Annotated in this window: 23 protein-coding genes and 10 pseudogenes; 20 read left to right on the top strand and 13 right to left on the bottom strand. The window is 53.6% G+C overall.

The window, feature by feature from the left end:
- Together PGX04_RS06575 and PGX04_RS06570 are read left to right on the top strand one after the other, a co-directional pair.
- Positions 1 to 277 (top strand): annotated as a pseudogene (locus PGX04_RS06575) (Cdc6/Cdc18 family protein); the annotation flags it as partial.
- Between the two features lie 467 nt (positions 278 to 744).
- Positions 745 to 1,089 carry a hypothetical protein gene (locus PGX04_RS06570; RefSeq protein ID WP_273737778.1) on the top strand — a complete coding sequence of 115 codons (345 nt, stop codon included), beginning with the start codon at positions 745 to 747 and terminating at the stop codon, positions 1,087 to 1,089.
- A 35-nt stretch (positions 1,090 to 1,124) separates the two neighbouring features.
- Here PGX04_RS06570 and PGX04_RS06565 read toward each other — a convergent pair whose 3' ends face one another.
- Positions 1,125 to 1,625, bottom strand: coding sequence for a hypothetical protein (locus tag PGX04_RS06565; protein ID WP_273737777.1), 501 nt, complete (start codon positions 1,623 to 1,625; stop codon positions 1,125 to 1,127).
- Between the two features lie 104 nt (positions 1,626 to 1,729).
- On the bottom strand, positions 1,730 to 1,885 hold the full coding sequence (locus tag PGX04_RS34495; protein WP_425498436.1) for a DUF7563 family protein: 156 nt from the start codon (positions 1,883 to 1,885) through the stop codon (positions 1,730 to 1,732).
- A 318-nt stretch (positions 1,886 to 2,203) separates the two neighbouring features.
- Between PGX04_RS34495 and PGX04_RS06560 the strand changes: the two are divergent.
- The 6 genes and pseudogenes from PGX04_RS06560 to PGX04_RS06535 form a co-directional block, all read left to right on the top strand.
- Positions 2,204 to 2,419, top strand: a pseudogene (locus tag PGX04_RS06560) (prenyltransferase); the annotation flags it as partial.
- 42 nt (positions 2,420 to 2,461) lie between these two features.
- Positions 2,462 to 2,734, top strand: a pseudogene (locus PGX04_RS06555) (TATA-box-binding protein); the annotation flags it as partial.
- A gap of 237 nt (positions 2,735 to 2,971) precedes the next feature.
- Positions 2,972 to 3,910: a PrsW family intramembrane metalloprotease gene (locus tag PGX04_RS06550; protein ID WP_273737776.1), complete on the top strand. Its 939-nt coding sequence runs from the start codon at positions 2,972 to 2,974 to the stop codon at positions 3,908 to 3,910.
- A gap of 778 nt (positions 3,911 to 4,688) precedes the next feature.
- The gene (locus PGX04_RS06545) at positions 4,689 to 5,837 is read left to right on the top strand and encodes a S8 family peptidase (protein ID WP_273737775.1); all 1,149 of its coding nucleotides are present in this window, start codon (positions 4,689 to 4,691) and stop codon (positions 5,835 to 5,837) included.
- Positions 5,838 to 6,075: 238 nt separating this feature from the next.
- Positions 6,076 to 7,014 (top strand): 1,4-dihydroxy-2-naphthoate polyprenyltransferase, encoded by a 939-nt coding sequence (locus PGX04_RS06540; protein ID WP_273737774.1) that lies wholly within the window; start codon positions 6,076 to 6,078, stop codon positions 7,012 to 7,014.
- Positions 7,015 to 7,289: 275 nt separating this feature from the next.
- Positions 7,290 to 8,057: an IS5 family transposase gene (locus PGX04_RS06535; protein WP_273737773.1), complete on the top strand. Its 768-nt coding sequence runs from the start codon at positions 7,290 to 7,292 to the stop codon at positions 8,055 to 8,057.
- 31 nt (positions 8,058 to 8,088) lie between these two features.
- Here the strand turns inward: PGX04_RS06535 and PGX04_RS06530 are convergent, their stop codons facing one another.
- From PGX04_RS06530 to PGX04_RS06525, 4 genes are all read right to left on the bottom strand, one after another.
- Positions 8,089 to 8,313, bottom strand: coding sequence for a hypothetical protein (locus PGX04_RS06530; RefSeq protein ID WP_273737772.1), 225 nt, complete (start codon positions 8,311 to 8,313; stop codon positions 8,089 to 8,091).
- A 1,674-nt stretch (positions 8,314 to 9,987) separates the two neighbouring features.
- Positions 9,988 to 10,128, bottom strand: a complete 141-nt coding sequence (locus PGX04_RS34490; protein ID WP_425498435.1) for a DUF7563 family protein — start codon at positions 10,126 to 10,128, stop codon at positions 9,988 to 9,990.
- A 188-nt stretch (positions 10,129 to 10,316) separates the two neighbouring features.
- A complete protein-coding gene (locus tag PGX04_RS35005) occupies positions 10,317 to 10,430 on the bottom strand; it encodes a DUF8118 domain-containing protein (protein ID WP_465263796.1) in 114 nt (37 codons plus the stop codon).
- Positions 10,427 to 10,561, bottom strand: coding sequence for a hypothetical protein (locus PGX04_RS06525; RefSeq protein WP_273737771.1), 135 nt, complete (start codon positions 10,559 to 10,561; stop codon positions 10,427 to 10,429). Before PGX04_RS06525 ends, PGX04_RS35005 begins: the two co-directional genes overlap by 4 nt.
- Before the next feature lie 777 nt (positions 10,562 to 11,338).
- On the opposite strand from PGX04_RS06525, the gene PGX04_RS06520 reads away from it, so the two are divergent.
- Together PGX04_RS06520 and PGX04_RS34485 are read left to right on the top strand one after the other, a co-directional pair.
- Positions 11,339 to 11,653, top strand: coding sequence for a hypothetical protein (locus PGX04_RS06520; RefSeq protein WP_273737770.1), 315 nt, complete (start codon positions 11,339 to 11,341; stop codon positions 11,651 to 11,653).
- On the top strand, positions 11,654 to 11,800 hold the full coding sequence (locus tag PGX04_RS34485; RefSeq protein ID WP_425498434.1) for a DUF7563 family protein: 147 nt from the start codon (positions 11,654 to 11,656) through the stop codon (positions 11,798 to 11,800). It abuts the gene before it with no gap.
- Between the two features lie 1,025 nt (positions 11,801 to 12,825).
- On the opposite strand, the pseudogene PGX04_RS06515 reads toward PGX04_RS34485, so the two are convergent.
- Positions 12,826 to 13,257 (bottom strand): annotated as a pseudogene (locus PGX04_RS06515) (mechanosensitive ion channel family protein); the annotation flags it as partial.
- Between the two features lie 285 nt (positions 13,258 to 13,542).
- Between PGX04_RS06515 and PGX04_RS06510 the strand changes: the two are divergent.
- Both PGX04_RS06510 and PGX04_RS06505 read left to right on the top strand, forming a co-directional pair.
- Complete coding sequence (locus PGX04_RS06510) at positions 13,543 to 13,791, top strand: hypothetical protein (protein WP_273737769.1); 249 nt, start codon at positions 13,543 to 13,545, stop codon at positions 13,789 to 13,791.
- A 563-nt stretch (positions 13,792 to 14,354) separates the two neighbouring features.
- Entirely contained in the window at positions 14,355 to 14,507 is a 153-nt protein-coding gene (locus tag PGX04_RS06505; RefSeq protein ID WP_273737768.1) for a hypothetical protein, read from the top strand.
- 295 nt (positions 14,508 to 14,802) lie between these two features.
- Here the strand turns inward: PGX04_RS06505 and PGX04_RS06500 are convergent, their stop codons facing one another.
- Both PGX04_RS06500 and PGX04_RS06495 read right to left on the bottom strand, forming a co-directional pair.
- Entirely contained in the window at positions 14,803 to 15,861 is a 1,059-nt protein-coding gene (locus PGX04_RS06500; protein ID WP_273737767.1) for a mechanosensitive ion channel family protein, read from the bottom strand.
- Between the two features lie 563 nt (positions 15,862 to 16,424).
- Positions 16,425 to 16,952: a helix-hairpin-helix domain-containing protein gene (locus tag PGX04_RS06495; RefSeq protein ID WP_273737766.1), complete on the bottom strand. Its 528-nt coding sequence runs from the start codon at positions 16,950 to 16,952 to the stop codon at positions 16,425 to 16,427.
- A 200-nt stretch (positions 16,953 to 17,152) separates the two neighbouring features.
- On the opposite strand from PGX04_RS06495, the pseudogene PGX04_RS34480 reads away from it, so the two are divergent.
- Positions 17,153 to 17,419: pseudogene (locus tag PGX04_RS34480) on the top strand (IS6 family transposase); the annotation flags it as partial.
- A 325-nt stretch (positions 17,420 to 17,744) separates the two neighbouring features.
- Here the strand turns inward: PGX04_RS34480 and PGX04_RS06490 are convergent.
- Entirely contained in the window at positions 17,745 to 18,449 is a 705-nt protein-coding gene (locus tag PGX04_RS06490) for a hypothetical protein (RefSeq protein ID WP_273737765.1), read from the bottom strand.
- 217 nt (positions 18,450 to 18,666) lie between these two features.
- On the opposite strand from PGX04_RS06490, the gene PGX04_RS06485 reads away from it, so the two are divergent.
- Positions 18,667 to 19,509, top strand: a complete 843-nt coding sequence (locus tag PGX04_RS06485) for a YihY/virulence factor BrkB family protein (RefSeq protein ID WP_273737764.1) — start codon at positions 18,667 to 18,669, stop codon at positions 19,507 to 19,509.
- A 280-nt stretch (positions 19,510 to 19,789) separates the two neighbouring features.
- A pseudogene (locus PGX04_RS06480) lies at positions 19,790 to 20,470 on the top strand (IS6 family transposase).
- A gap of 118 nt (positions 20,471 to 20,588) precedes the next feature.
- Here the strand turns inward: PGX04_RS06480 and PGX04_RS06475 are convergent.
- The gene (locus PGX04_RS06475; RefSeq protein ID WP_273737763.1) at positions 20,589 to 20,780 is read right to left on the bottom strand and encodes a hypothetical protein; all 192 of its coding nucleotides are present in this window, start codon (positions 20,778 to 20,780) and stop codon (positions 20,589 to 20,591) included.
- Between the two features lie 425 nt (positions 20,781 to 21,205).
- Between PGX04_RS06475 and PGX04_RS06470 the strand changes: the two genes are divergently transcribed.
- The gene (locus tag PGX04_RS06470) at positions 21,206 to 21,418 is read left to right on the top strand and encodes a hypothetical protein (RefSeq protein ID WP_273737762.1); all 213 of its coding nucleotides are present in this window, start codon (positions 21,206 to 21,208) and stop codon (positions 21,416 to 21,418) included.
- A 299-nt stretch (positions 21,419 to 21,717) separates the two neighbouring features.
- On the opposite strand, the pseudogene PGX04_RS06465 reads toward PGX04_RS06470, so the two are convergent.
- Positions 21,718 to 22,544, bottom strand: a pseudogene (locus tag PGX04_RS06465) (IS630 family transposase); the annotation flags it as partial.
- Positions 22,540 to 23,102 (bottom strand): annotated as a pseudogene (locus PGX04_RS06460) (transposase); the annotation flags it as partial. The pseudogenes PGX04_RS06465 and PGX04_RS06460, both read right to left, overlap by 5 nt.
- Before the next feature lie 258 nt (positions 23,103 to 23,360).
- On the opposite strand from PGX04_RS06460, the pseudogene PGX04_RS34475 reads away from it, so the two are divergent.
- From PGX04_RS34475 to PGX04_RS06445, 4 genes and pseudogenes are all read left to right on the top strand, one after another.
- Positions 23,361 to 23,504: pseudogene (locus tag PGX04_RS34475) on the top strand (site-specific integrase); the annotation flags it as partial.
- Between the two features lie 82 nt (positions 23,505 to 23,586).
- Positions 23,587 to 25,176 (top strand): outer membrane protein assembly factor BamB family protein, encoded by a 1,590-nt coding sequence (locus tag PGX04_RS06455; protein WP_273737761.1) that lies wholly within the window; start codon positions 23,587 to 23,589, stop codon positions 25,174 to 25,176.
- Between the two features lie 147 nt (positions 25,177 to 25,323).
- A pseudogene (locus PGX04_RS06450) lies at positions 25,324 to 25,506 on the top strand (site-specific integrase); the annotation flags it as partial.
- Between the two features lie 99 nt (positions 25,507 to 25,605).
- Positions 25,606 to 25,755, top strand: coding sequence for a DUF7563 family protein (locus PGX04_RS06445; RefSeq protein ID WP_273737759.1), 150 nt, complete (start codon positions 25,606 to 25,608; stop codon positions 25,753 to 25,755).
- Positions 25,756 to 25,884 lie beyond the last annotated feature (129 nt).

The raw sequence follows: 25,884 nt of genomic DNA, 5'->3' as shown, positions 1-25,884 counted from the left end.
CCGATTCTTGAGAAAACGCGCAAGCGTCGGCGTCGAACCCGGCGTGATCGGTGGCGGCGAGATCGAGTACATCGCCCGGTGTTCGGATTCAGATGCTCGGGACGCGATCGCGTTGCTCTCTCACAGCGTCCGGAATACCGCAAACGGCTCGGCCGAACGAGTCACGTGGGCTGTGATCAACGACTCGAAACCCGACGCGGACCAGGCCGTGGTTCGCTCCCGACTCTCAAATCTCTCTCGTGACCAGCGACTCGTGCTCGAGGTCACCTCCAACTAACACGTCTGCCACACGTCAGATGTGCCGCTGTCGGCGACTTTCTATCACCTTCAGTTGAAACAGGTGGGTCATGATGCCGCGTAACAAACGCGAGGAACCTCCCCCCTTTTCCGCTGGGACGCTGGAATGATCGAACCCACGGTCGAACTCCCACCGGAGGGCAAATGAACCAGTGGATGATCGAACTCGAGGAGAACGGCGTTACAGCGGAACTCCGGTATGGTCGATGTGACGATCCCACCGAAGCCGTGGTACTACCTGAGGAAAGAGACGGCGAAATCGTATCGAGGACTTCACTACGTTCAGCCTTGCACAAGAATTTCAGACTGAATGAACTGGGCGCCACGTACTCTGGTTCCAGTACCAGCTATTCTGACTTGCACTGTACATTAATCAAGTCTATAGTAATGAATAATAATTAAAATAAAGTTATATGTTTTGAATTCGTATTTCGGAATATGCGTTCAATGACACAGCGGCTCGCAATATGCCTCGTCCTGATGGTCAGTGTAACCGGTTTCGCCACGGTTGCGGCTGCAGACGGCGCTGAGACGAACTCCAAGCAGCTAGGTAGTATCGATATTTCGCTCGAAGATAAGCACGCCTCCATTGATGAGGTTGAAATCTCGAGTCAGGCGCTCCCGACAGTCGAAATCGACGAGCGCACTTACTCGATCAACTCTTTCTCACTGCACGCTGATGGTGTGACACTCGAGTATAATGGCCGATCCTATGATATTTGCCAGGTCGATATCACTCTCGAGAATGTCGGCATCACGGTGTCTGATCTCTCGATCAATAGCGGCGAATAACTGTCAAACCGAGGTTGTGTCTCACTGTACGCAGTTCACTTCGTCGAGTGGGTCTCATGAGGTGGCTCCTTGCGGCGAACAGCACGCTGCACTTGGCTCTTGGGTATCCATTCCTCGGATAATCCTGTGAGCTCTGTTCGCTGGTCGAATGTGTGACGTTTCTCTTGCAACTGGTTTTCTAGCCATTCAGAGCGGGTTTCATCGTCACCGGCGTTCTCGATGCCTTTTTCAAGATGCTGGATGCGGTGGGCCAGTCGCTTGAGTGAGGGTGCAACTGCTGAATTAGTGAAGTGGATTGCCTGCTCTGTTTGGCGATCGATCTGGCCGACGAACTCAGTTGGCGTTTTGCCATCAACGAAACCGATTTTCTCTTCTGCGAGCCACTCTGGGAGGCGGATCAGGAGTTCGTTGTCATCGAACTGGCCAGGCAACTGCCAAGACAACTGGGTTTCCGTCTCATTGGCTTTCCCATCATCTTGCCATGCTTGGGCAAAGGTCTCATACTCATCGTACTCGGTGATTGCTAGATCTGGCATTGCTCCTAGAGAGAAGTTGACGCTGGATACCGATATTGGTTAGAGGGACGAAAATATTCTGCTATTCTTCTTTCATATATTCTGTTGTACATGAATGTGTATTCTCATCGCCGCTGTGATTTTGCTTCTCGAATTTTAGCACCATCCCGCAGTTTATCTGGACACTGTGGGCAGACTCGAGGGTTCTCAACACCGTCTGGTGTGAACACACGAGCATATTGGTCTGTGACGTGTGTTCCGCAATTCTGGCATTCAGCCATCTATTTATCACTATCTCCTGGGTTATGTTGTCTCTCTCGTTGCATTCCAACAGTTAGTGAACCTTGGTACTTGTTGATAATAGCCTTGACGCTTTATTAGACAAGTCAGAAACGAATAAATCATACTCCCCGTATTGACCAGGCTATTGGGCATCTCCCTCAACAAATATTGTAATACTACAGACATCTAGTGCCGTTTTCTTATAGAAGCTTACAGGCGACCCGAAGCAACCGGGAAAGAGGATCAATACAAGGTATGGATGACCGACGATGAACTCGGCGAGTTACGGCGGGCCGCTGCAAACCATCGCGACGATCTCTCAGCACGCAATGGACTGGTTCTATCCCGTCCTCTGTGGCGTGGTGACCGGCGGGCCGGCACGAGAGCGCCTCGAGGCCGGGATGGATCGGCTTCTCGAAGAAGGACTGGGCAGTCGCTGCGTCGCGGACGACCCCTAGGTGGCCGTCGCCGAATCACGCCAACTTGTTGTCACGCTGGCCGCGGTCAGTCGGACGGAACGCGCCCGCGAGGTCTCGAGGGTAGGGTAAAGGAGAACAGGGCTGCTCAAGATCATCCAAATGACAATCCAAAATATCGTGACGAGTAGTGATTTGGGGGCTCGACTCAATCTCACTGCGATTGCGATCGGTCTTGAGTTGGAGGCGGTCGAGTACGAGCTAGAACAATTCCCGGGATTGGTCTATCGATTGGACGAGCCAGATGTCGTCGTCTTACTCTTCGGCAGTGGCAAACTCGTGATTACGGGTGGTGAACAACCGTCAGATGCACAAGCAGCGATTGAGACGGTTCAGACACAGCTGGTCGAGCTCGACCTTCTGGAGACGTGACCCCGTGTTTGGGCAGCAGCCCTCTAGGACAGAAATCGGCTATGGTGATTTTCATTGCTACTCGTATATTAGCATTCTACTACAGACTTCAGACGTACGAGTCACGACGTTTTCGCGCGATTATCCCTCTATTACCCTTACCAATAAAAAAGTGCAGATGATATCACTATAAGTAATAGGAGAACATTTCAAATAACCATCGGCAATATTTTTGTCGATTATTCCCGCGGTTGGTGCATGGTCTCAGATAGTCCAGAAGGTGGCATCGACGACAGGGAGCAGTACGATGTGACGACCTGGGAAGAGCGAACAAGACTTGATCATCTTGCGGTCGGGGTCTCCCGATTCGTTGGTCGGTGGTGGGTTTTCCTCGCGGCTGTGGTCGCCGTGCTTTTTGCCGCTCACCCACTTGCGACCATCGGGTCCGAGCTAGTCCAGTATCCGTGGCTCATCGGTGTGGTGTTGCTCTCTCTGCTGGTCGGACTGCTTATCATTAGGTACATCCGACGGATCAACCCGATGACGATTTCACACAAAGGACTGGTCGTAACGTTCCTCCTCGGCGGGGCATTTGCCGGCTTCGCCATACTCATTGAGGGGAGTCTTCAGCCCGTCATCGAGGCCCTCCCTGTCGTCGGTACGGCCATGTTTTTCCTCCTGGTCGTCGGACCGATCGAAGAGCTCGTGAAGTGGGCGGCTGTCCGGCTGTACGCTTTCGAGCGGTCGAGCTTTCAGACAGCTCTTGATGGTGCGCTCTACGGAGCCGTCGCGGGGCTGGGCTTTGCCGCCCTTGAGAGTTCGGAATACATCGCAAGGGCAGTTGCACAAGGCTCGGCGAGCGATCCAGCACTCTCACTGGCCGTGGGCGGAGCGATCGGGCGGGTGCCCGCTGTGCCGTTCCACGTGGTCCTTACTGCCTTGGCCGGGTATTACCTCGGCCTCGCGAAGGCCAATCCAGAGTCGTATGCTCCCATCGTCATCAAGGGATTGCTCATCGCCGCGGTCCTCCACGGAATCTACGATACCCTCGTGACGTACCTCCCAGGCGTCATCGGACTCGCCGTCGCAGTTGTCTACGTTAGTGGTATCGGGCTATTGCTGTATAAGAAGCTCTCCCGGTACCGCCAGCAGGCCCCCAGTGGTGGCTCACCTGCACCGACGACGGCGGGTTCGTAGGTCACACCCTCCTACTGCGAACACGGCTAAAGGAAGGTAGTGTTGTTTGCTCCTCAGAGTGCTGGGAGGATCCTACGATGCCAGAGACTGATTGCACTGTTGAGTCACTGACGTCACAACAACGCCTCGAGTCGTTCGAACCCCCGGAACATTGACACGGGAATCGCGATCGATGACGGTATATTAATACTTCAGTCGTGTGTCGCCTACGAAACCTGGCATCAACAACGCCTTCCGTTCCTCAACTAGATTGCCCGGCGAGCAGAGGAACTCCGCGAGGTGCGTAGTTAGATCAAATCGAGATATGGCCATCCCACGTTGTGAATCAAGGATCCGCAATCAGCAGACTCACTCAGTGACCGTGCAGTGTGAAAATCGGCTAACCAGCGGGTACGGCGTCACTACGCATCCACGTCGCCGGTTGGAACGCCCTTATCTTTGAGTGACATATCTAGTGAATTAGAACTGTAATCGCTCAATGAGCCCGATTCAGTCGCGTGAGTAGACCCGATGGTATTAGGCCGTTGTTATGATTGCCATGAGCATGATGATACTCCCCGCAATCTCACTCGTATGTTGCAATTTTTGTTGGATTTAACACTCCCTATAGACACTAACTATCCCCTATAGGACATGTAGCTGTGTTTGAACTAATGCAGAATCGATGGGCATAGCGAGTGGTTCGTCTATGAACAAACCACCTGAAACGCGACTCGAGACACGCATTGGACGACGATCATATCTCCGAACAGCTGCCACCGCGGGAATTGCAGGTGCAATGCTTGGAAGCATCGGAACGACTGCAGCACAGGATGCAGAGACGACGGCTCAATACAATGTCGGTCACGAGACCGAGGCAGGAAGAGCGCATGCGAGAGATATCGCGGTAGAAGTCCACCACGAGTTCGAGAACCTGGATATCACCACAGTCGAAGTTACAGAGAGCGATCTCAGTGCCCTCGGTGACCATGAGGATATTCGATTCGTCGAAGAGAACATCGAGCGGAGCCTCGATCTTCCTGACACTGACCCTGACAACCAAATACAAGAGGATCTCGAAGCCGAGCAATGGAAGCCCTGGGGTATCGAACGAATTGGTGCTCTGGCGGCGCACGAACGAGGTGAGACCGGGTGTGGTACCCACGTTGCGGTCATCGATACCGGTATCGACCCCACGCACGAAGACCTACATACCAACATCGGCGAGGGTGTCGCCTTCGTTGAGACCACGGCCGAGAGCGGTGAAGCGTGGGCTGATGACGACGGCCACGGCACGCACGTGTCGGGAACGATCGCCGCACTCGATAACGATATTGGGGTCGTTGGTGTGAGTCCGTCCGCGACTCTCCATCCTGTGAAGGTGCTCGATAACCAGGGAACTGGAACCGATGCGGACATCGCTGCTGGTATCATGCATGCAGCACGAAAAGGCTACGATGTCGCCAATCTCAGCGTGGGCGAACCAGAGACAACGCAGACACAGACCGAGGCTGTCAAGTTCGCTCACGAGGAGGGGCTCCTGCTCGTTGCGGCGACTGGGAATGACGGCCACCCGCAGGTGGACTACCCTGCGGACCTCGATGAAGTGATTGGTGTAAGTGCGATCGCGCAAGACGATTCGCTCGCATCGTTTTCGAACACGGGCCCCGAAGTGAACCTGACCGCTCCTGGTACTCTCGTGTTATCGACGATGCCTGGAAATCAGTATGGGGTCATGGAAGGCACCTCGATGGCGACACCGCACGTGACGGGTTCGGCAGCGTTGCTGGCCGCACACGGCCTCTCTAACGATGAAATCCGCGAACACCTCACTGCGTCCGCAGAAGACGTCGGACTTGGGCCCGACCAGCAAGGATCCGGGCTTGTCAACGCGAATGCTGCCCTCGAAGAGGTCGAGAAACTGGAAGGAAAGGCACTGGCCAAGTAACAACGCCACCTGTGGTACAATCATTTTTCGCGGTTTGCGGTTGCTATTGACTGGAGGACTCCTCACATTGGCTGGAAACTGAGTGGTCTTCGTGAAGCCTTCTCAGTGATGGTTTTCAGCTGACCTGCTGCATACATAGTGCGGATGTAGCACGAGATTCGGCTCGGGGTCGTGGGTTACCCCATTCGATTGGCTGCAATACCAATGTTGACATGTACCCGAGTCGGATGCTTGACACATGAGTACGGGCGAGGGTGACGTGTCACGGACAAAGGCGTGGTTGCTGGCTGCCCGCCCGCAGACCTTGCCCGCAGCCGCGGCACCGGTTATCGTCGGTGCGGGACTCGCAACCCATGAGAGTGTTTTCGAGCCGTTCCCCGCGTTGATGGCGTTCGTCGATATTGTGTTGATCCAGATTGGAACGAACTTCGCGAACGACTACTATGACGCGATCAGAGGTGTGGACACCGAGGATCGGGAGGGATTCACTCGTGTCACGCAAGCGGGGATCATTCCTGCTCGGGAGGTCAAACTTGCAGCGTTCGCTATGTTCGCGCTGGCGATCCTCTCCGGTACCTATCTGGTCTCCGTCGGTGGGGTGCCGATCATCGTCTTCGGACTTATAAGCGTCTTCTGTGGATGGGCCTACACCGGCGGTCCGTACCCACTCGGCTATCACGGTCTTGGCGATCTCCTCGTCTTCGTCTTCTTTGGTATCGTCGCCGTCGTCGGCACCTACTACATACAGGCCGTTTCCGCGGTCGAACCGTTTGTGATGACGATTCCTGACGGAACAGTCACCCGGCAGGTGTTCCTTGCGAGCCTCCCTGTTGCCGGGCTCTCCACAGCGATGATCGTCGTGAACAACGTTCGCGACAGGGAAACCGACGCCGAGACTGGCAAGCGAACGCTCGCCGTCCGCCTCGGCTACCACGGGAGTCGCATCGAGTTCACCGCGATGCTCTCGCTCGCGTACCTCACGCCGATCTGGTTCTGGCTCGTCGAGAGATTCGGCGCGAGCATCTTGCTCCCGTTCGTTTCGATTCCTTACGCGGCGATGATCACCCGGACGGTTTGGTCCAGAACCGACGGTAAGGCGCTCAACCCGGCACTCGAAGCGACTGGCAAGCTTCTGGCGCTCTACGCAGCGCTGTTTGCCGCGGGGTTGGTGATCTAACCGTGACAGTGGACGACGACAGCTCTCTTAAGCTCGAGTACCGACGATTCCCGCCAGAGTTGGCGACGCCTACCGAAACCACGAATGAGCTGATCTCGTTTTCGAGGGAGCCGCGAGTGAGTTATCCCGAGCGAGCGATCCGACAAAAAACGATGAGCTAGTCGATATTGGCTCTGTTGAAATCCTCGGAGAGTTACAGATTCAACCAGTAGAGTGACTGGATGGAGACCCTCCCAAAGTCGTAGTTACCCCGATTTGTCGAACAAGCATTTCACTTGGCTCAGCGAGCAGTCGCGCGGTATTCTTCGAAATTCTCGAAACGACGCTACACGCTCCACCAGCACGTCGTCCTCCTCTGTCTCAAAGTTCGGAAAAATACGACCTACCGTGCCCTTCTTGACGAACTCATCGAGATGCCCCGTATCCGGCGCGCTATCGGACTCACCGAACTTCCTTCGCCGTCAACGCTGTGCAAAGCGCTTGGCCGACTTGATATGGCTGTCTGGCAGGTGCTTCTCAACCTTTCAGTGATGCTACTTCCGACGAACGGCGTTGTTGCTATCGATGCGTCAGGCTTTGATCGCAGTCATGCTTCCAAGCACTATACAAAGCGGGCGAAGCTAACAATTCAGCAGTTGAAAGTCACGTTGCTGGTCGATACAAGTGCAAATGCGATTCTTGACCTGCACGTGACGACTACCAGAAAGCACGACACCAAGATCGTACCCGCGCTCATCAAACGAAACACCGACGACGTTGCGATTCTCCTTGGAGACAGGGGATACGACGATCAGAAAATTCGCGTATTAGCCTGTGAGAAGGACATGCGTTCGCTCATCAAACACCGTGAGTTCTCGCCACTCCATAAAGCGTGGAATGCGCGATTAGATGCAGATTTGTACGGTCAGCTAAGTCAGAACGAGACGGTGAATTCGAGTCTCAAGCGCAAGTACGGTGCGTTCGTCCGTTCTCGGTACTGGTGGAAGCAATTCCGTGAACTTGCACTCGGCTGCTTCATTCATAATCTCGACCAGTCACTCTGATTGTTAGATACAGCAGTTAAACGTGCCAGCGCTACGCACTAGTACCATCGTTGTCAGGTTTGTCGAATTTCATGCCCATGATGGCAAGGAAGATAGCGGCAACGGCAACGAGTGACGTGTTGATACCAGGTTCGTAGGAGACGTTGGTAATTTTCAGCACAGTCAACGCGAGTAAGAGGACAATGCAAATCATTGCCCCGGCTTCTAATCCGACGTATGCCAAACCTTTCGATTTCGCCCATGTGACTGGGTCCATGCTCCATAATCAACGACTGCTAGCTTAGTTGTTTTGGAGCTGTGAGTGCGCCCCAGTTCTCACTGTTGTAATCAACTCCGCTGGGGCTAACCGGTAACAGGATACACTCACACACCTGCCTAACGGCTGTTTCAGTGGCGAGAGTGTCGGACTAATAGGATTTCAACAGAGCAGAATCGCGGATAGAAGACCTCGATCGAGACGTTGAACGACTGCAGAACGAGAAGCAGACACTCATCGCCGATCGTCAAGAGAAGTAGGAGCTAGTCGAGTACGTCGAGGAGGAGAAGTCCTACCGAAAGGCCAGTATCCTCACACGTGCGCGCTGGTGGCTCACAGGGATGGATGACGACTGAATCACCGTCCTGAGTGACGATCGCGGTGAGTAGAATCTCTTAGTTCAGCTAATCGTCCCTGATTCCACACCTCGAGCAGCGGGGCGTCGAAACCTCTCTTCCGATATGGTAGGTTAGACAAATCTAACGCTATTTACGCTGTAATTTGGACCGAACGGGGACAATCTGGGTACACGGTTCGATATAACCAATAGGACTCCCGAACCGTAGCACCCACCACTCGAGCGCGACACTCACCCTAAGGATTTATTGTGATATAGCAACCTGGTCTATATGCAGGGAATGCGTGGACATCACCATTGAACTCCTGCCTCAGGGGATTTAGCTACCTCGGTTCCCCTTCCAACGTAGCTTTTCCAGTGCTATCGACGACTCGAGTAACTCGTTCTGCCTACTCCTGACTCGTTATAGTGCAACTTTATCACCCATGGGGGCAATAGATGGTAATACGGCAGGGACACTCATTACACTGAAAGGCATACGCCTCCGACGTGTTGTCTGCCCCCGACGTGTTGTTGCCCCCTGCCGTCACCCCACCCACCCCTACCCTTTCGATACAACAGATCCCGCTCGAGCGCTATCTTCTTTGAGAGGACTTATTGTAATACAGTAATCTAGTCTGCATGCAGGGGGATCGCGTCGTCATCCAACATGCCCTCTGCCGAGAACGGCTTAAGCTACCTCGGTTACCACTTCCCGACGTAGCTTTTCAATGCTATCGACGACTCGAGCAACCCCCGTTCTGCCTACATCTGGCTCGTTAGGGTGTAACTTTATCACCTGTGAGAATCATGAATGGTAACACGGCAGGGGATCCATCACACTCAACGGTAACCCGACGCGTTGTCGCCCCCCTGCCGTTGGCCACCGACCCTTTCAATACAACAGATCTCGCTCGGGGACCCCCATCCTATCCGTTCGAACCTCCCCTTGAGTCCCTAAAACACGGCTGTAGATGCATCTATCCAGCCAAATACGCGAAAAAGGAACTCTTGAGGTTATCTGATTACGCTGCTACCAGTACTCTTCTGGGATAGAGCCCTCTTGGCCCTCATGCCAGATGTACTCCACCTTCCTCATCGGCACGTCGAACGCGTCGTGATCCGTGTAGAGCGTGACCACGTTCCCGCTTGGGTGGATTTCATAGTCCGTCCAAAACTCCCTGTCTAAGGGGAATTTGGTATCTATGAGTCAACGATGACGCCCTCGCTCCCTCCTGGAGGAAGTTCTCTTTCAGTGCTGTCCTGCTCGGTCGTGGTTTCGGTAGTTTCGCTCATGTGTCTCTTGATCGGAATCTCTAGGTATCTGTCTTGTGGTTCTACTCGCCAGCTCCCGCGCCACCGAGCATTTCGGTCGTGTTGCGCCAATTCGAGCAAGCGTGTAATGTCCCGTCGTTGGCCGAAAACACACGCTTGTATCGATCTGTAACATGGTTGCTACAGTTCTCGCACTCTGGCATTAGGCGAACCCTCGGATAGCACGAACGGCCAGCGAGGCAGCCATCAGGTACACTCCAGTACCGGCGAGCAACAGCCACGTGACTGAGTACTCACTCATCCTTCTCCTCCGTGTACGTTGCATAGGCGCGTTCTATCTCGATACGCTCTAGGCGCGCCTGCTTGAGTTCGGCTTGAGTGACGCCCTGCATTAGCTATCTCCGAACTTGCAGCCGTCTCGGTGGGTGGCGAAGTCTTTGCGTCCAGTAAGGATTTCTCGTCCACAGTCGTTACAACGGACGTAGGAGCATCCGGTGGGATTCACGTACTTGTCGTACTCTGGAACGGTCCAGCGTATTTCTCGTCCGTCTCACTAACCTCGCAGTCGCCGGCGGCCTCGAGGACGGTTAGTTCTGCAGCGTTACTCTCTTGAGTCGGCGTATCGTTCGTTGACATGGGTTTCTCGATTCCATTGGAGACAACCCGGCCCGGTGTTTGGACCACCGGGCGTTCCAACACGCCCCGTAGGAGCCGGTTTGTCTCTACCATGTCCTTAGACGGCATTAATAATGAATCTACTCATTGAGCGGTGTGCCTATTGATATGCTATATCCATGCCTTAGAGGGTACACCTTTTAGGGGCTTAAGACCGTAGTAGGACGTAATGGCAGATAAGCCAACCAAGAGCGGGCGAAAGCCTCGAGTTACTGACGAAGATCTGTTGAACGTGTTTCAATCGACTACTGATCCCGTACTGTCCACTGCAGAGGTGTCTGAGCAAGTGCCGATCAAACGGCGTGGGACGCTTCGCCGGTTACGTGGTCTCGAAGATGGCGGCCAGCTTGAGAGTAAGCAGATAGGCGGGCGAAACACAGTGTGGTGGCTCTCCGGCTCACAGGAAGGCCACAGTACGCCCCGTGAACGAACCCGAACCGATAGCCGATGAATCATCCCCCGAACGGACTCAAGAAACTCAAGAGACGACTAAAGAGACTCGAAAAACAGACGCCCTACAGTAACAACTGCAACTATTTACACACTGATCGCACAGCTGTCGTGCGATCAGGTGTGCGTTGACTTGCAGCGGCTACTATAGATGAACTTGAGTTCCCCAGCGGGGAGGACCAATCCGAATGGAGGACAATTTCCGACGACTAACCGTCTGACGCGCGTCTGACTGATTTTCAAGATAATACGCTCGTAACGGATAGTGTCACCAACGTATCGCCGAGTATGAAAACCGTTACAACCCGTGTCGATTCCGATACACACGACGAGATCGAAGCGAGAGCCGACGAGAGCGACATGAGCAAGTCCGCAGTAGCTCGTGAGCTTATTCAACAGGGACTCGAGTACGACGACCTCGAGAACGAACGGGATAGGTTACAGCGGCAACTCACGGCCACGAACAAACGCCAAGACGAAGTGACTGAGTTAGTCGAGTACGTCGAACGTGAGAAGAGTCTATCCGAACGCAAGGCCCAGGCCGGGATCGTCACACGCGCAAAGTGGCTTATCACCGGGATGCCAACTGAGGGGGCCGAATAGATGCCCGAATGTGACGAGTGCGGAGGGTTTGTTACTCAAGACTTCATTCGAGTGTTCGGCATTGAAGGTGAAGTACACGGCTGCCCCAACTGCATGACTCGTCGAGAACTGAGTGACGGTGACGGAGCTCCCACCCCGAGTGAATGACTGACGCCTAGACAAATCCACCAGGGCAACAGGCACAGGAAGCGTTGGTACTCGAAGAAACCGCACGGTCCATGGCTAAAGACCGGATGTCCGAAGGTGGGGAAGGCACGCAAAATTTTGCGTCCCCTAATTCTGGCGAATGGCGAGAGGACGGAGGTGAACAAATCGGCATCTCGAAAGAGACCGTCCGCAAGGCCACCGACGTTTACCGATTCGCATATCCCGACGAGTACGTTCATGCGCGAGGGCGACGACTAAATCGGAGTGTCTACTTCTGGGTGGCAGTCGCCACAAACCCAGTCATATTCCTCACTCGACGTATGCTTCCACGTCCGCTTGACCTCTTGGCCGCAGTTGTCACAAAGTGGCATAGAAACCAATCTGAGAAGAGTGGTAATGAAGGTGGCGAGAAACTACATCAAAGCGACATGGCCTCGCGACGATGACGGCCTGGTTCTCGACAAGTACGAGACCGAGAGACAAGTCGCGGATAAGCTGGGCGTCGGACAAAAGACAGTGAACAGTGCAAGAAAGCGACTGCAAAATAATAGTGCCCTCACTAAAATTCGCACGCCCGCCACCAAGTCCGTCAATACTACGAGGGCAATCCTGATGCATCCTATCGGGAGGTCGCACGAAACGTCGATGCGTCGAAACCCACGGTAACGAAGTGGATCAAAGTGCTCTATTGAAAATGGGAGACGGCGTAGGGTTACGGTAATTTCTGCTCTGTTGAATAGAGGTACGGCGTCGGGATAGGTGCGCTACAGCCGCGAACGAGAGGCCGAAGGACAACATCTCAGAAATTACTCTTCATTCTTGCCACCAATCCAGATAAGTACGGTATCTACGGCTGCTAAACAAATAGACCTACGCTACAGTTTTCCCTCTTTGGTGAGCTGTAGAAAAGCTATTCAACAGGGCAGGAAAGAGCAAGATCTCAGAAATCATTCTTCATTTTTATCATCAAGTCAGAAAAGTACGTTACCTATGACTGCTAAACGAGCAGTCCGCGGGACGCAGTGTCAGTCGTCAGCGATCGTCTCGATTTTACTGGCGTTCGTGACCTCGATGTCCCCGGAGAGTTCGGTGTTGGGATACGGCATATCGAGCCCCTCGGCATCGAAGCGCTCCTTGACGGCCTCGACGAACCGTGCGCGGACCGCCCCGTAGCTGCTTTCCTCGGGGTTCATCCAGATCCGTCCCGAGAGCACCACAGTCGAGTCGCCCAGTTCCGTGATCGGGGCGGTCGGCTCGGGGTCGTCGAGCACGCCCTCGATGCGCGACCCTTCGTCGATGATCGCATCGCGTGCCTGTTCAATGCTGTCCTCATAGCCGATGCCGAACCCAACCGATACCCGACGCTCGTCGTTCGCTTCGTTGTTTACTAGGGCTGCATTCGCGAGGTCGCTGTTCGGCACGGTGACGAGCTGGTTGTCGAACGTGTCGAGTTTCGTGGTCTCTCGCTTACTTGCCCCGCCCTCATCAAGGACAGGAGTCAGAATCTCTCGATAGCGGTGGAACGGAATGTATCACCCGGTGGCAGTGATATTATCGGTGACCGAAATACCCTTTATAACCTCTAGGTTGGTCAAACTAATTGATACACATTCTCCGGTGCTGGTTCACTCCCAGTATACAGATGTGGAGAAGATGACCCTTTTGAAGCAACTGCTCGCAGACTTCGAGGACGTCATCAGGCAATCTACGACAGCGAGCACAACGTCACGTCATACGAGTTGGTGTCGATTGTCTCCGACGGCGTCGGTGTCGGGAAATCCTCGAGCACGAAACTCACCGAGGAAAAGATCAGCGCCGCGGAGTTCGACGACCCAGTCCTATTGGGCGTCGACGAGCTCGGGTTAAACGATCCGGACACGCTGCACGTAATCCAGTTTATCAACGGCCTCGACGAATTCGTCGACAGCCACGGGATGAGCCGCAATGCTGCGATTAACTTTCTCGTCCGAGAGAGTCTTCGGAATCGGTGATCGAGACGTATAGCAAGCGGAAGCCATGTCTCTTCAAGGAGTGGTGAATATCAATTATCTCATTATCTATAATTAAAAATTAAATATATAAATTTGCAATATATTTATAAATAATTATATTTATTATAGAAAATTAGGGACGACATGGTTAATGGGGTCATCTAAGAGGAAACCCCACGGATGACGATTATTAATTTCTACGCAACTGCAGTGAGTATCTGGACTAGCGACACATATACTATGGTGCAGGGGTCGTCCCAGAGATCTGACCATGGTGATGGTCATCCTAAAGGACGGCACGAGCAAGCGGTTCGATATCTATTAGCTACTTGGCAACAGCTTAATCCGCCATCGTCGTTCGGACCCTCCTGGAGCGTGACATCGGTCACTTCTACCGAGAGGTCACTGACCGAATCAAGCCGACCCATTCGACCGTCGCTCGAGACATTAAAAACCGCGGACAATACGAGTGACTGTAATAATTCTCTTCTTGCAACTCATATATAAAATCCTGAATAGCTATTTTAGTCCTTGAAGACGTCCACTGCCAGTGGAGGTACAACATGAGCGCTAACCTGCCAAACCCCGAAGAAGTCGATGTTGACGACCTACAGACCCTGATTGAGAACCTACCAGAGGAAAAACGCCAAAAGTTGATGTCACAGCTGGATCTGGGTGATGTCGGCGACCTCGGTGGCGGAGATATCGGTATCTAATTAGGTCCGGTTCTGCTTACCTACGTCGCTTTCTCATTCAGTGGTTTCATCATACGGAGAGTCCGGCGGTCAAGTCCCTCGCTGGGCGGAACGGGGCCAATGCTCGCTGTGCTACGCCTCCTCCAGTTCGAGTATTCTCTCTTTCCACTACACGGTCCGGGCATCTGTCCATCTGGCACTCGGGTCTGCTAGACAGGAGATAGGATAGAATCAGCATTAATTGACTGTCTCTCCGACATCGATCTCAGTCAGTTAAAAATGGATTGTTCAGGCCCTAACTACGAGATCAATCCCGTTAGTCGTCAGTTGGATTCGATGAATCGAAGTCATCCGTCGACCGAGTGTGTGACTCCTCACCAAGTCCGGAAACACTCCGTCGTGCACTGGCCATCCAGTCTTCGATATTCTCCGCAACGTAATCCTTGCTTCCCCAGCCAACGCCGATGGCAACCGCCAGTGCCAGCGCCACTCCGAGCGCGCCGAAGAACGCTGCCACTGCCGCTGTGAAGAGTGTTGTCAACACGGTTGTGCTGAAGCCGATCGTATCCAGTGCGATCGTGATCGTGATATAGTAGACGAACAGTTTTACGCCGAGTCCAGCCAGTGTCGTCAGCCGGGTTGCGTCAACATTGGCGACGATATCCTCGAGAGCATCTGCCACGAAGACGCCGATGACTAGCACGAGCAGACCACCGATTAGGGCTGGAACGAAGGCTGCAAAGTCGTTCAAAAGCTGTGAGAGGGCCGTGATACCAAGTGCATCCGCTGCAGTCAACAATGTGAAGAAGTAAACAGCGTACTCAACGAGTTTCCCAGTAGCGGTTCCGATGCCGCCAACGGAGGTGGCTACATCTTCTAATGGTGTCCCTCGAATATGGGTGCGAAGCCCGAAGCCTCTGACGATTCCTGCGACGATGTCACCAAGTCGTTGACCAATAATGAAACCAATAACGAGGATGACCGCGGCTGAGAAGATGACCGGGAGAAACGCACCAATCTCTGAAAGCGATTCCGAGAGAATTTCGATTTCGAGTACGTCAGCCGCAGCGAGTGCAGCGTAGAAATACACGATGTACGCGACGAGCGTGCCGATTGCGCTGGCGATACCACCGTCGGTATCAGTATCGCTTTCGAGCGGTGTGCCCCGAGTATGTTCTGAGAGGCCGATACCCTCAAGGATTCGGGTAGTAACTCCCCCGATAATTCGGCCGAGGATCCAGCCGATCAAGAGGATAATAACGGCACCGAAGATCGCGGGAATAAATGCGATAATGTTTGCGATGGTTTCCTCAAGGAAACCAGGAACCTGTGCTTGAAGTATGGTATGACCGCTAGGTACTGTTTGTGAAGACATTGGTATTGTTTCTCGCCATATCCAGAGACAATCACTGCCACTGGATACACTTCCAATATTTAACGTTGGGAAGGTAAATATATCGGATCGGGTTGGAATAAATATGTGAACTATTTGTCCGCTACGGTGGGGGACATCCGGAACAGCATGAATTATGACAATACAGTCGTATGTTGGGGCAAGCGGTTCACGCGGCATGCGTAGAGGACGATACCAACACGCTCGAGCCATGGCTGTGTTCGAGGCGAATCCAGCTGGCAACCAACATGATCCGGTGTTCACAAGCCGCTACGTCCTTGCCGAGCTCGCGACTGTGCTCCTCTATCAAAAGAACCACGGGCGTGCTGTGTCGACCTTCGGGTAACACTCTCAGTAATATTTCACGCAGCCCGAGAGACAGAATGCGGCCAGTTCAGGCCAGGTCGCTCGATTCTTGAATGTGGGGAACACCACACTCGGTTTAGCCGAAATGAATGGACGGCACTCATACCGAGGAACAGATGGTCCTTCTCCCGCAAATCCACCTCTAGTGCCAACAAGGAGGACCGACCCGTTCCGCTCTGTCACTCTGTCCTCTCGCACGACGTCTTGTCGGCGGCTTCCCGCTCTTCATTTGCCTCCGGCTGGGAGAACTGTTGTTTGATAGCGTGGGAGGTGTTCGGTCCGATTCCGTATATCTTCTTCAGGTCGGTTTTTGATGCTTTCGAAAGCGCCTCCGTCGAGCGATACTCCGCAGAGAGCGCGGCACTGATCTCTGGTCCGACCCCGCTCACTTCCTCGACATACTTACGGAGCTGTTTGGACTGTGGGTCGAGCGCAACGTCGAGACGCCGTTCCATCTCCGTCAATGGGATCCGGCCCTCCGCATACGCTTTGCGAGCAGCCTCAACGTCGTAGATTGTCGTATCCTCCGTCCGTTCAGGTGGCTGGTACTGTAAGACTCCAACGGCGATCACGACAACTACCAGTGCGAGAGAGAAGAGGCCCGCCGGGTCAGTCCCGATCGCGTACTGGATCCCGAACCAGACTCCACAGAGTAGCGTCATAAGCACGTATATCGTGTGGTATAGGGTCTCTCGAACAGTACTCATTATCGTTCAATGTACACTTCTCGGTAACCGTCAACTTATACTTTCTGTCACTAGCTCAGACTGGATCTGTCAGTGCTGACGGAAACAGAGAACTCAGAAGCGACCGACCCACCTCCAAGGACAAGTCTTTCATTCACATCCTCCTCATTTCTCCCCTCAATAGGTAGGCGTCGGCTTGCGAAGTAGTTGCGTAACCGAATCTAGTCGATGGTATGGGATATCTGACTACCCTCTCTCGAACTGATCTCAGCGGTGATCTCAACTACACCGACCGCAGCATCGTTGAGGAGCTCTTTCAGACCTATACAATGCAGATCAAGCGATTTCACGAAACCTGGAACGGCAGTCAGGCCAGCGCCGAGCGGTGGCTAACCGCCTATACTGCCTATTACAATCATCACCGAAGCCACCAAGCACTCGATAATCAACCACCTCTCAAAGCACTCAAACAGAGAGGTTCAATCTAGCAGTGCCCCGTTGGGAAAGACACTGATTACTATCGACTGGCATCACCCAGCGATTCCGCAACAGGAAGCTCACCAGAACGAACAACAGCCGCACGACTGGATCAGTCGTGCTGGTTCGTGCACGCGCTTCACGCATCGTTCGAAAAGCTGTCTTGATCGCTGAGCGCTTCTGGTAGAGTGCTTCGACATCTTTCGGCGTGCGATCGGTCAGATCGCACGCCACCTACGCCCGAACGAGCTAAGCCGTGTTTACCTCGATTGCCCTGCTGGTAGGAGACACAGACCGCGAGCGGGAAGCGTAGTTACCGCTCGCTCCCCTCGTACATCACGTACTCATCCAGTAGGATACTGTTGTGTTGAGTTTCTCCGCCATCTGTTTTCCGCGCCGCACGACTGGAAGATCGACTAATGCGACTGCATCCAGTCGCTCGATCGACGTTCCGTCGTAGAACCCACGGTCGGCGAGAACGCCAGCGACATCAAAGGGGAGGGCTGCGACGTGGTCGAGCACTCGCTCGACCGCGTCGCTCTTCGGTTCATCACCACGAACGGGTGTGACTGCGACGACCAGTGGTTTGGCCCGACAAAGAATGAATCCAGCAAGGTAGCGATGGCACTGGGAGGTGCCATCGCGAGGCTTCGTGTGACAGATTACGCCAGGCCCAGCGTGTGGACAGCCATGATAATGGATATCGACGAAATCGAGGCAGATGATCCTCGGCACTGGGCCGAGGATCATCGCCGCCTGCTGACAGAGAAGGCGGTTAGCGATTGCTTCGAGTTCAGCAGGCGGGACCGTGTGAAGTTGGGCAAGCGTGTAGTCATCGGAGTATGTTCCACGAGTGGTGTCAGTGACAGCCTTGATGGATTTCTGATCGACAGCGGCCTGGAGGAGCGTCTGTCGGATAATCCCGGAGTCGAAGGCTGCGGCTTCGACTCCGGGAATCGGGATCTCAGAGAGGAGATCAAGCGCTAAGGTTTCAAGGTCAGAGACCGTAAGAACGGAGTTTGGATGGTAGAGGTACTTCATACACCCATTCAGACGCTTCCTGAGAATCTAACCTCATCAGTCTTGACTAACTTCTGATTCGATGGGAACTACCGACAGTAAGGTCTCGATCACATCGCTTTCGTATTCGAATGTCATTACTCGGTAGGCGAGTCCAAGCGTCGGGTCAGCACGGTATGCAGAACATCTATCAACCACAACAAACTACAGATTATTCATCTGGAGAAATTTGGTAATCATGAATACTCAATCAATCGTCGCACAAGTGAAACTGGTCAAGGCCATGTTCAGCGAGAAGAATGTTACCTTCTTGGCTGGCAGTATCGCCTATAGCGCGTTTGTTTCGCTCGTTCCGTTGCTCATGTTCGTTCTTCTTGCAGTGTCATTTATAGATCCCATGCTACAGCAACAAGTTATCGATCTCACTACTGATAGCGTCTCTCCGTCGGTTGGTGGGGTCATCGAAGTCATGCTCGAACAACAGTCAGACGCTAGCGCTGGATCAACTGCCAGCGCCTCTATCATCGGAATACTCACACTCGTCTGGGGTTCACTCAAGGTGTTCCGTGGAATCGATACCGCCTTCTCAGAAATCTATGAAACAACTGCTCGGGACTCGTTCGTTGGGCAGATCAAAAACGGTCTCTTGATGCTCGTCACCCTTATGCTTGGGATCGCTGCAATGATTGTTGCCACCAGCGTGGTTGCCTTCTTTTCGTTCGTTCCGCTCATTGGTCTTATAGTGCCCATAGTACTCGTTGTGGGTCTCATCATCGCTTTCTTTCCGATGTACTATCTGTTCCCTACGATCAACGTCGAACCGCGGGATGTGCTTCCAGGAACACTTGTTGGAGCTCTTGGTTGGACGATTCTGCAAGTACTCTTTCAGGTATATGTCTCTCTGAGTGGAGGCGACGGGAATCTCATCGCGAGCATTCTTCTCTTGGTCACCTGGTTGTACTTTAGCGGTGTTATCCTGTTATTGGGTGCTGTAGTCAATGCAGTTCTCATTGGCCGTGCTAACGAGGTTGTCGAGACAATAGTCGAATCATCACCAACCAGTACAGAAGGAGACGTGTAATAGGATATATAACTCTGCATAGATTATTTGATCAAACTCTGAGTGTTCTTCTTGGCCGTAGATCAACTATATTCCAGAACGCTCTTGTGAAGGAAATTGTTGGTAACCGCGATTAGCGGCCAGGGCCGATCGTAAAACCACCCTCATAGCTGCTCAAATCGATAACTTGATCGGCACTCGATGAACCCCCGTGCTGTGTCGAAACCACCAGATTGCACTCCACGGCAGTGTCTAGTTAGGCCAGTTTGAGGAATGAGCAGGCCGTAGAGTTAGTTTGGCTATGTCACTCGTAGACCTGCTCAGCGAGTGCTACACGGCGGAATTTGATGAATCTTGGGAGCGTGAGCGGACGGCGACGCCTGTCAGGGCGTTCGCCGTCCGACTCCACGCGACCGGTTGTTCGCTTCGAGAAACACAAGCGATTCTTCGCTCACTCGGCGTTGAACGGTCTCACCAAGCAATCTGGCATTGGGTACATCGGCTAGCTGACAGCGTTCCAGACCCGCCGACGGCTGCGCCGTCGCGGGTCGCGGTTGACGAAACCGCTGTCAGGATTAACGGCGACTGGACTTGGGTATATACTGCAATCGACCTAGATTTGCGGTTGATTCTTGATGTCGCAGTCTTCGGACGACGAGGAACCGATCCAGCCGCTGCGTTCCTGCATAAATTGACCGAGAAACACGATCTCTCCGAGACAGTGTTTCTCGTCGATGGCTACGGCTATCTGACTGCCCTCTCCTGATTAGGGTTGAGCGGTCAGCTCAACTACGTTGATCGAAACCTGATCGAAAAGTGGTTTCATACCCTCAAAATGCGCATTGACCGCTTCCATACCTCGTGGGTGGGCAGTCGGGCGAGCGTCCGCGAGTGGCTTGAACAGTTTGTACATTACTACAATCAGCAAAGACCACATCAAGCTCTCGACGGAAAAACACCAGTCGAGGAGGTTCAGAACTAGACAGTGCCGAACTCATAATCACTTAGTCTCTCCAATCTGTCCTAACTCACTTCTCATAAGGATATTCCTGATAGTCGTAGCTCTATGCGTATTCGGAACGTTTGGAACTACAAACACTCTAAAAGATCCAACTGTTCCGAGCGTGTTCGTCTATCACCGCGCCGAGTGCGTCGTGTAGCTCCTGCGCTCGTTCGACCGATCCGAGATTTAACTCGAGGTGGCGGTCTGGAAACCGCCGGTTGTCGAACAGCGGCGGGTCGCGGATCTGATTTACCCGAATCGGGATATCCAGCGGTTCCTCAATAGACACCTAATCGATGTGATACTCGGGCTGAGTTCGAGGACCAACTTGATTTCGAAACCACACCTAAACTTCGAAAATGGGGATTCAAGATGACGAACTCCGCGAAATTCGCGTGTTGTCTTATAAATCGCACTTAACAATCCGGAAGAGATTCCGGAAGGGCTCGCGGAGAAACGTCGGTAACTGGAACGGCTTGCACCCGTTGATTCGCGCCCAAAGCGATATCCCACGAGACATGGAGGCCCCACACGGCCGGTTATAGCGGCCGGCCGAAAAGGGACACCAGAGAACCTCGATACTCGCGTCTTCCCCCTTTTGCTAATGACCCATACCCTCGAGCCCTGACTCTCTCCTCTGCTCGATACCTAGCCCGGACCCAACAGTTTCGCGGTCGCTCGCCACCCGATCGCGACGACTGACAGGTCTCGACAGTGACCCACCGAACGACCAAGCACGACGGGTCAGCCGTCTGTGCCGTCACCGGCGAGACCGTCCCACTGACCGAGACGCATTTCTACGTGACGCTTCGGCGGGAGACATCGTCATCGACCCATCATGATGAGTATGTTCACCTGTTCGTCGCCGACGGCGCGCTCGGCAAGCTGGACGAGTGGCTCGAGGGCGGGAGTAAACAGTTTGTGTAAACCACCCTCTATATTTACATACCAGCCTGTGATAATCACCCACACAATGAACTGTGAATGGGGCTCACACACTTGTATAAAACGACCAACTAGGCAGCTCAATATCCAGCATAAGGATACTGGAAACCAGAATACGCATTATTTCTGTGAGTCACATGCCTTGCTAGGACTCTCGGAATTTAAAGCCAACAAGTCGGTTCGAGTATTGTCAGCCGATGAACTTGAATTGGCGAGTAGAGACGAAGTATAATTTCTTCTGATCCGACCCCTTGGTTTGTATCGGTGTTCTATAGTGGAAGTTAGAAATAATTACTCGCCTTTGGTATAGAGAGCCGATCAAGAGCGGTATCAACGGCTGTTGTGAGTTCAGAAAGTGAATCAAAGAACTGGTTGCTTAGTGCTGATTGAAGTTGTATCCAGCACTCTTCGACCGGATTGAGCTCTGGCGAGTACGCCGGCAATCTCACGAGGGCGAGGGCGTCACGGGCCGCCAGGTCCGTGACGGCCGACGCCCGAAAATATGGTGCTCCATTCAGCACAATGATCAGATTATCTTCGAACTCGTTGCATAATGCGAGAATGAAATGTTTCGCGTGTTCGGCAGTCACGTACTCTTCGAATCGAGAGAAAAAGCGATCACCGTTTTCGGTGATCGCGCCCAAAAGACACGTCCAGTCACGTTGTCCGGATAATTCAACAGCTGGCCGCGTGCCGCGAGGAAACCACGCGGCACGCGACTCGACTTGGACGGATTTCTTGGTTTGGTCGATACAGACTACGGTGGTGTCCATCTCCCGCCGCTTTTTTTGAGTTCCTCGCGGAACGTTTGCTGTTCGTCAACATCAGATTCGGCGGCTGTACGGCATGGTTTTTGGTAATTCAATCCCGCTTCTTTGAGCAACCGCCGACAGCTCGGGATTGAGTACCCGACATCGTAGGTCTCGTCAAGATATTGCTGGACAAGCGCCGGTGCGTCGAACCCAACTTCCGCAGGTGAGTCGTGGACAGTTTCTTTGAACTCTTTTTCTGAGATTTTTCGTTTTCTTCCAGATCGATGAGCATCAGTTACGGCCTGCTCAAGCGACTCGATACTGACGAGTCGCTTGAGCCAGCTATAGATCGTCCGTCAAGGCTTTGTCAGCCGAGACGGACAGCAGGTCGTCCGCATTCCGGCGGACGACCTGCGGCCCAGTCTTCGTATCGTGTTTCCAGCGTGCTGAGATATGCACATCGAGAACAGCGAGTGGTTCTACATCGGTTAATGTCGTCACTTTCAGCGTTTGCACGTCGCTTCTAGACCGCTGGTGGTAGTACGAGGAGGCTGAGCGACGGTCGAAGAACGTACTGTCGAGAGCTGCGTGACCAGACTGCGGGTGTTGCTGCGCCGAAACGCGCAGCAACGCCCGCCATACCCACATTTTCAGCCGGTCGAACGATTTGTAGATCGTGGTGAACTCAGGAAGACCGTCTCGGTCTAAGCCGAGCACGTCACGAATCTCGGTCATGTACTTCAGCCGATTCGGCGTTTCACGGTAGCTGTGGCCGTCTTCGAGTCGGAAACAGTGCAGAACGACGTGCACCCAGCGGGCGAACCCGCCGCTGGCGGGCTCGCCCGCGTGCTTCCCCAACCTTGTTTGGCTAGGTGCCGACACTGCTCAACGAAGTCGAGGATATTGACTTCCATAGGTCAGAATCGATTTCCGCGGCTTCGACTTTCTAACCCATGATATCAGCCGATTAGATCGCTATTCAACACGGCACCTGATTCTGTTTTCGATTCCCCATGTCGCCACCCCGTTTCGGAGGCAATTTGATTGGATGAATCGTTCGGTGAGGATGCAGCAGACGCTCACGCCCGTGAGCGTCGTTATGCCTGCTCGACTGGTTCCTTCCACAAGTAAAGCCGAAACACGTCAAACACACCGACGACAGGGAGCAGTATCGGCTTCTCGTTGATAAGCAGGTGAACCCTCGAGTTGTCATGGCGGTCGGTGGCTGGGACTCATTCCAAGCGATTGAATCCTATCTGAACGCACCCACTGCCGACGTAGTCAATGAGACTTTCGAGGACGCTGGCTTAGCGTGATATCCGACTGAATTCGGCTAGGGTGACACCCTCGTGAAAGTGTACATTAAAAACTTAATAGGTGGTCTGACTCGTAGGAAGTATGTCTAATTGGCAGAGACGTTCTTTCATTGCAAGTGGTGCGACACTCGCAGCTGGTGGGGTATTTGCCTCTGTTGGGGCAGGGGATGAAACAGCCGATGAGAGTCCAACACCAGTTGAGGAAACGCCAGGCTGGTCGTCCTATCGTGGAAACGCCGCCAACAGCGCATATAGTGCCACGGACAGCTTCCCTGAACCCGATACCGTCGCCTGGACACATGATGTGACCGGCAATCTCGCAGCCTCGAACGGTCGCGTATTCTTGCGAACTTCGGACGATCTCCGCGTCCTTGACGCTGAAGACGGGACGCTTGAGTGGCAGCGGCGCCGCTTTCAGGAGAAAGACGAGGAGTTTAATCCGACTGGAACGCCCGCTGTCTCAGATGGGGTCGTCTATGTTGCCGGTGATCAGCTGACCGCGCTTGATGCCGACGACAATTCGCTTATCTGGGAGGCCGAGTTCGAGACTGAACCGGAGATGACCAGCCCGGCGATTGCATATGGAACCGTCTACGTCATTGCTGACGGCGAACTTTACGCATTCAATGCCGATACTGGCGATCTTGAGTGGAAGCAAGAGACTGTCGGAGTGGACGTACAAGATCCCGATCAGCCACCAGGAAATTACGTCACAAGAGAGTACGAGTTCCAACCGATACCGGTTGCAATCGAAGATGATCGTATTTACGCAACTACCGTAGGTGAGAAAAGCGAGGCCTTCGTCGTGCTCGACGCTCATTCAGGAGAAACTCATTGGGTCGGAATGGATAGGGGAGTCGTCTATGGGGGACCGATCGTCGTTATCAACGATAGCGTCTACACTCGCTATAATTACCCCGACTTAACGTTTAGTCCAGACGAGAGTCTCAGGACGTTCCGCGGGATCTACGAAGGTCCCTCTCCTGCCAGTACGGGTGATGTCACGATTGGCGGCGGACGATATAACATATCAGGCGACGGGTGGTCCCACCAGCCTGGTGGAATTGACCCGTACCACAACCTACAGATCGCCGGCGAAACTGCGATCGTCTACGCCAGACCTTCCTTTATCGAGAACTCGATCACCGGTTTCGATATCCACGACGGGTCGGAGAAATGGGCAATCACTGATGACACCTTCGACGAATTGAGCATTTCGGAGACGTTCACCGCTGGTGAAAACGGCCTCTACGTTCAGGGAGACGAGCGTCTCGTCGCTGTTCGGTCCTCCCAGCAAGACGGTTCAAGCGACGATGACAGTGACGATCCTGGCGATAACTCCGATAGTAACGATAGCGCCGGCGACGATGCCGGTGGCAGTAACGGGAATTCGTCCGACGAAATGAGTGGTGACGAGTCTGGTAGCGATGGAGATTCCGGTAGCGATGACAGTGGTAGTGGAGATCAAGACAACGGCTCCAACAATAGTACCGATCGCGACGACTTCAACGGCGACGGTCAGGAACAGAACCAGAATAGCAGTCAAGACGACGAGGGGGATATCAGTTCTGATAGTGTCCCAGGTTTCACTACTGGCGCAAGTGTACTCAGTGGCGCGCTCGGTCTCGAGTGGCTCCGCCGTCGGGCTCCAACAACTGAGCCGGACGAGTAACATCAACTGCTAGGTCTTAACCCTATTAACCCAACATGGCGACCCGTGAGATTGTCAGACTCGCCTAGCACCATGCTCCAGCGGTAATCCAGCTCGAGAATTTAACCAACTATCGCGAGACCGCTGCAGAGCCAATCCATGACTAGCACCAACGACGGGGAGCACTATCGGCTTCGCGTTCCTGAAGGCAAAGAGACCACAGGTAACGGTGAGAAGACTCGAGGCGCCTATCTTCCGAAGGACGTGGAAGGTGACATCCACCGCTATCAGAACGCCAAAGATATCGATAGCGGTGAGCCGCTGGTCGATCCCACCGCGCGTGGTGTACGTCCAGCACCCGGCGACTTCCGATCGCCGTGGCATGAAGCGAGCTGAACGGCGCACCGACAAGTAGTGGGGTTTACGACCCCTCCGAGGAGTGCTAACACTATGCCCAAGTGCCAGAACTGCGAGGGGCACATCACGGCCGACTTTATCCGCGTATTCGGCATCGACGGCGAAGCCCACAGGTGCCCCGCATGTTCGACGAACTCTGATCTAAAAGAGGGTGCCGGTGCTCGAGGTGACGCCGAGCCATGACCGACGATCGCGACGACGATCAAGACGAGGCTGAACTCGGAGTTCGTGAGATTGGCGAGTGAACCATCCGTTCTAGTTTAGCAGATCGGGGGATCCAGAGACACCAAGCTAGAATAGTCAGTAACTAGA

The organism is Natrinema soli, from assembly GCF_028618695.1.
Note: the sequence above shows the minus strand (reverse complement) of the source record. Positions and strands in the feature narration are given on the sequence as shown.

What these genes read in the sequence shown, in the direction of transcription:
- PGX04_RS06570 (WP_273737778.1), top strand. Translation starts at nt 745, where the DNA reads ATGACACAGCGGCTCGCAATATGCCTCGTCCTGATGGTCAGTGTAACC.
- PGX04_RS06565 (WP_273737777.1), bottom strand. Translation starts at nt 1,625, where the DNA reads ATGCCAGATCTAGCAATCACCGAGTACGATGAGTATGAGACCTTTGCC.
- PGX04_RS34495 (WP_425498436.1), bottom strand. Translation starts at nt 1,885, where the DNA reads ATGGCTGAATGCCAGAATTGCGGAACACACGTCACAGACCAATATGCT.
- PGX04_RS06550 (WP_273737776.1), top strand. Translation starts at nt 2,972, where the DNA reads ATGGTCTCAGATAGTCCAGAAGGTGGCATCGACGACAGGGAGCAGTAC.
- PGX04_RS06545 (WP_273737775.1), top strand. Translation starts at nt 4,689, where the DNA reads ATGCTTGGAAGCATCGGAACGACTGCAGCACAGGATGCAGAGACGACG.
- PGX04_RS06540 (WP_273737774.1), top strand. Translation starts at nt 6,076, where the DNA reads ATGAGTACGGGCGAGGGTGACGTGTCACGGACAAAGGCGTGGTTGCTG.
- PGX04_RS06530 (WP_273737772.1), bottom strand. Translation starts at nt 8,313, where the DNA reads ATGGACCCAGTCACATGGGCGAAATCGAAAGGTTTGGCATACGTCGGA.
- PGX04_RS34490 (WP_425498435.1), bottom strand. Translation starts at nt 10,128, where the DNA reads ATGCCAGAGTGCGAGAACTGTAGCAACCATGTTACAGATCGATACAAG.
- PGX04_RS06525 (WP_273737771.1), bottom strand. Translation starts at nt 10,561, where the DNA reads ATGTCAACGAACGATACGCCGACTCAAGAGAGTAACGCTGCAGAACTA.
- PGX04_RS06520 (WP_273737770.1), top strand. Translation starts at nt 11,339, where the DNA reads ATGAAAACCGTTACAACCCGTGTCGATTCCGATACACACGACGAGATC.
- PGX04_RS34485 (WP_425498434.1), top strand. Translation starts at nt 11,654, where the DNA reads ATGCCCGAATGTGACGAGTGCGGAGGGTTTGTTACTCAAGACTTCATT.
- PGX04_RS06505 (WP_273737768.1), top strand. Translation starts at nt 14,355, where the DNA reads ATGAGCGCTAACCTGCCAAACCCCGAAGAAGTCGATGTTGACGACCTA.
- PGX04_RS06500 (WP_273737767.1), bottom strand. Translation starts at nt 15,861, where the DNA reads ATGTCTTCACAAACAGTACCTAGCGGTCATACCATACTTCAAGCACAG.
- PGX04_RS06495 (WP_273737766.1), bottom strand. Translation starts at nt 16,952, where the DNA reads ATGAGTACTGTTCGAGAGACCCTATACCACACGATATACGTGCTTATG.
- PGX04_RS06490 (WP_273737765.1), bottom strand. Translation starts at nt 18,449, where the DNA reads ATGAAGTACCTCTACCATCCAAACTCCGTTCTTACGGTCTCTGACCTT.
- PGX04_RS06485 (WP_273737764.1), top strand. Translation starts at nt 18,667, where the DNA reads ATGAATACTCAATCAATCGTCGCACAAGTGAAACTGGTCAAGGCCATG.
- PGX04_RS06455 (WP_273737761.1), top strand. Translation starts at nt 23,587, where the DNA reads ATGTCTAATTGGCAGAGACGTTCTTTCATTGCAAGTGGTGCGACACTC.
- PGX04_RS06445 (WP_273737759.1), top strand. Translation starts at nt 25,606, where the DNA reads ATGCCCAAGTGCCAGAACTGCGAGGGGCACATCACGGCCGACTTTATC.